The sequence below is a fragment of the Cryobacterium fucosi genome, from assembly GCF_004403515.1.
GTDB lineage: Bacteria > Actinomycetota > Actinomycetes > Actinomycetales > Microbacteriaceae > Cryobacterium > Cryobacterium fucosi.
In genome coordinates, this window is record NZ_SOHH01000099.1 from 1 (window position 1) to 4151 (window position 4151).

A 4151-nucleotide genomic window follows, 5' to 3' on the forward strand; every position below is an offset into this window, starting at 1 on the left:
GCCCGCCCCGCCGGCCCCCACCCCCGCGACCCTCGCAGCGCCCGACGGGCAGGCTCCACAATGACCTCTTCTCCCCACGAGGCCCCCCTCACCCAGCAGCGCCTCGACCCGCTCGGCGCCCTCGCCGCCTGGCCGCTCGCGCCCGTCGTCGCGCTGATCGTCGTCGCCTACACGGGCACGGCCACGGTGTTGCAGGCCGGCCAGATCCAGCATCCGCTGCTTTCCGTGCTCGCCATCGTGGCATCCGTCGCCGCGGCCGGCACTCTGGTGGCCGCGAGCCGGCCCGACCATGCGCCGTTCGACCGTCCCCTGCACCTGGTCATGGTCGGCCTCGCCGTCTCGGCGCACCTGCTCGACCAGGCCGCCCGGTGGGGCCACAACACCCTGATCCAGGACGACTTCGGGCCCCTCTGCATCGGACTCCTCCTGCTCGCGCTCGCGCCCTACCGGCCGTGGCGCGAGATCGCGCTATCGGGGGCGGTCGCGGCCGCAGTCGTTGCGGCGGTCACCGTGCCCCAGGCGCCGTTCCTCAGCATCACGGTGCCGGCGGTCATCTACGCCATCGTCGCGGTCAGCCAGGTGCTGGCGCCCGCTTTCGCCGGCGCCGCGTACTCGCGGCGCATCGTGCGGCTGTTGCTGGCCTGGCAGACGGATGCCCGTCGCGCCATCGCCGCCCGCACCGAGGAGAGCAGAGGCCAGGTCGTCCGCTCCGTCGTCGAGCAGCAGTGGGCGAGCCTCGGAGCCGGCGTGTTCCCGCTGCTGGACGGCGTGCTCGACCGCCGCGAGGTCACCAGGGCCGACATCGTTCGGGCCGGCGAGCTGGCCGGCGCCCTGCGCAGGCAACTGGTGCGCGACATCGACAAGACCTGGCTGGACACGGTGGTTGACCGCGAACGCGCCGTCCTGCTCGAACGCGGCGCCACCCCGCTGCTCGTCGTCGCCGACCCGGAGCACCGGGCCACGGCCTTCACCGCCGACCAGCGGGCGGCGATCGCGGCTCTCGTCGGCGCGCTCTGCTCGGCCCGCGGGTTCGACCCGTGCAGCCTGGTCGTGCAGGTCGCCGACGGCACGGATGCCCGCCGCCGCCCACTCCTGGACCGCTTCGGCGAGCTGACTGCCGCCGTCGGAACAGCCAGGACGAGTTCAGGCCCCAACCGTCCGACCGGCCCGCCCGGCCGCCCGCCGCGCACCCTCAACGCCGCCACCGGACCGATCGGCACGGCAACCGCAGCAAGCGGCTCGACCGGCACGGCAACCGGCTCGATCGGCTCGGCCACCGGCTCGATCGGCCCGGCAACCGGAGCAAGCGGCTCGACCACCGGATCGAGCGGCCCGGCAACCGGAGCAAGCGGCCCGACCGGTACGCCGACCGGCTCGATCGCCACCACGACCGGCTCGACCGGCTCGGCAACCGGAGCAACCGGCTCGATCGGCACGACGACGGGCTCGATCGGCACGACGACGGGTTCGACCAGCACGGCAACCGGCTCTACCGGCACGGTCGCCGAACTCGCCGCCCGGGACCGCCGGGTCGCCACCGTCACCATCCAGGTCGGCATCGACCTGCCGGAACGCAGTCTGCGCCGGCTGCTTCGCCCCTACCTCGGCGTGCTCCGGGTGGTCTTCGGCCGGGTGCGCGTCTCGACGCGTCGGCCGCTGCTCATGCTCGAATTCGACGACGAACGCGGCCCCACGAGCATCCGCCGCAGCCTGGGGACGGCCCAGTGAGCGCCCGTCGCCAACGTTCGCGAACCGGCGCGAACGTTGGGGATGGAGTTTTTCGCGCGATGCGGGGTGTCGCGCCGGCGCAGACGGCGTGTCGCGAAAATCTCCGGTCCAGCGCGCGAGCCCGCGGCTGATCCGCGGCTGATCCGGGGCCGACCCGGGGCCGATCCGGTGAGCGCCCGTCGCCAACGTTCGCGAACCGGCGCGAACGTTGGGGATGGAGTTTTTCGCGCGACGCGGGGTGTCGCGCCCGCGCAGACGGCGTGTCGCGAAAATCTCCGGTCCAGCGCGCGAGCCCGCGGCTGATCCGCGGCTGATCCGGGGCCGACCCGGGGCCGATCCGGTGAGCGCCCGTCGCCAACGTTCGCGAACCGGCGCGAACGTTGGGGATGGAGTTTTTCGCGCGACGCGGGGTGTCGCGCCCGCGCAGACGGCGTGTCGCGAAAATCTCCGGTCCAGCGCGCGAGCCCGGGGGCGATCCGCGGCTGATCCGGCGTCGACCCGGGGCCGACCCGGAGCCGATCCGGGACCGACTCGGGCCGACCCGGAGCCGATCGGGCGCGGGGCCAGTACGCTGAGTGAGGCCGGCCGACGGACATCCGTTTGATCGTATGAGAGCGGCGCACAGATGAGCGGCGCACAGATGAGCGGCACGAGATTAGCCGAGGGGCGGAGTTCGTAGAAGTGGCAAAACTGTACTTCCGATACGGGGCGATGAACAGCGGCAAGAGCACCTCGATGCTCCAGGCCGCCTACAACTACGAGGAGCGCGGGCACAAGGTGCTGCTGGCCAAGCCGTCGGTCGACACCAAGGGCGACCGCGGCATCCTGTCCCGCCTCGGCGTCAACCGCGGCGTCGACTTCCTGCTCACCCCCGAGGCGGATGCCTTCACCGCCTTCGCCGAGCATCGCGCCCGGGTGCTCGCCGAGTCGGGCCTCGACGTCAGCTGCCTGCTCGTCGACGAGGCCCAGTTCCTGACCGAGCCGCAGGTCGACGACCTGCTCCGGATCGCGATTCTCGAGAACATCCCGGTGCTCGCCTACGGCATCCGCACCGACTTCCAGACGGTGGCGTTCCCGGGCAGCCGTCGGCTGCTCGAGGTGGCGCACAGTCTCGAGGAACTGAAGACGATCTGCCGCTGCGGGCGCAAGGCCGTTTTCAACGGGCGCAAGATCGACGGCGTCTTCGTCTTCGACGGCGACCAGGTGGCCATCGACGGCACCGAAGTGACCTATGAGTCGCTGTGCGGCTCCTGTTACCTCGAAGAAAGCGGCGGCGTGCTGAACAACCGCAGCCGCGGCAACGCCTGAGCCGGCAGGAGGGGACATCCGACCCAACGCGCCCGGCAGCGACGGCGGCAGCGCGCCCGGCAGCGACGGCGGCAGCGCGTGGTGTGCGGCCCGCCCAAAATCGGAGAAGGGGCGCTCAGGCGATCCGGTCAGCTGCCGTATCGCGAGCGCCCCACCAACCCCCCAGCGGTTTCCCCCGAGCTACACCCTACGAGGGTTGAAACGGGCCGAGAAGCCGTCATTTCTTAGGGCACCACTCCGGGGGCCAACGGTGTCGATCCGGCCGCAGGCGTGGCACACTCGTTGCAGCAGGTCCAGAAAAACCCCCGACGAAGGAACGAATATGGCTCGCTTTCGAGTCGCCCTGATCGATGACCACGAAATCGTTGCGCGCGGCTTCGCCGACCTGTTCTCCACCATCCCCGAAATCCACGTCGTGGCCACGGTGGCCACCGTCTCCGAACTGCTTGCCGCCCCGGCCCAGGCCGAAGGCATCGACCTGGTCATCCTCGATCTGCGCCTGTCCGACGACTCCACCGTCACCAGCAACGTCGACCGGCTCCGGGCGACGGATGCCGCCGTGCTCGCCTTCACCGCCGGGGACGACGCCCTGCTGATGCGGGCGGCCGCCCGCAGCGGAGTGCTCGGCGTGGTGCGCAAGTCCGAACCCACCGTGGTGCTGCTCGACGCGGTGCGCCGGGCGGCGGTGGGGGAGACGATCGCCTCGACCGAATGGGCTGCGGCCCTCGACGGCGACCCGGACCTGGCCGACGCGGCGCTGAGCCCTAGGGAGCGCCAGGTGCTCTCGCTCTACGCCGCCGGGGCGAAGGCGCCACTGGTGGCGTCGCAGACCGGGCTGTCCGAACTGACGGTGATCGACTACATCCGTCGGGTTCGGTCCAAATACGAGCGGGTCGGCCGTCCCGCCAACACCAAGATCGACCTCTACAAGCGGGCGCTGGAAGACGGCATCCTGCCGATTCCCGGGCAGCCGTGAGTCCCGACCGCACCGCGCACGACGGCACCGTGAGTGCAGGCTTGGCCGGCGGCGCAGGCTCGGCCGACGGCGCAGGCTCGGCCGGCGGCGCAGACGCTGCCGACGCCGTGCGACCCGACCGCCCGCCCAGGCGGAAGCG

The 4151-nt window shown here is 71.9% G+C and carries 3 protein-coding genes; all 3 read left to right on the top strand.

Features of this window, described 5'->3' with window-relative positions; all coding sequences use genetic code 11:
- The first annotated feature begins 60 nt into the window (after positions 1-60).
- The 3 genes from E3T48_RS17500 to E3T48_RS14595 all read left to right on the top strand — a co-directional run bounded on the left by E3T48_RS17500 (position 61) and on the right by E3T48_RS14595 (position 4012).
- Positions 61-1728, top strand: a complete 1668-nt coding sequence (locus tag E3T48_RS17500) for a hypothetical protein (protein ID WP_174844182.1) — start codon at positions 61-63, stop codon at positions 1726-1728.
- A gap of 681 nt (positions 1729-2409) precedes the next feature.
- The gene (locus E3T48_RS14590; RefSeq protein WP_134524765.1) at positions 2410-3036 is read left to right on the top strand and encodes a thymidine kinase; all 627 of its coding nucleotides are present in this window, start codon (positions 2410-2412) and stop codon (positions 3034-3036) included.
- Between the two features lie 322 nt (positions 3037-3358).
- A complete protein-coding gene (locus tag E3T48_RS14595) occupies positions 3359-4012 on the top strand; it encodes a response regulator (RefSeq protein ID WP_134524766.1) in 654 nt (217 codons plus the stop codon).
- Positions 4013-4151 lie beyond the last annotated feature (139 nt).

Excerpts from the sequence above, each read along its gene's own strand:
- E3T48_RS17500 (WP_174844182.1), top strand. The coding sequence starts at position 61 with ATGACCTCTTCTCCCCACGAGGCCCCCCTCACCCAGCAGCGCCTCGAC.
- E3T48_RS14595 (WP_134524766.1), top strand. The coding sequence starts at position 3,359 with ATGGCTCGCTTTCGAGTCGCCCTGATCGATGACCACGAAATCGTTGCG.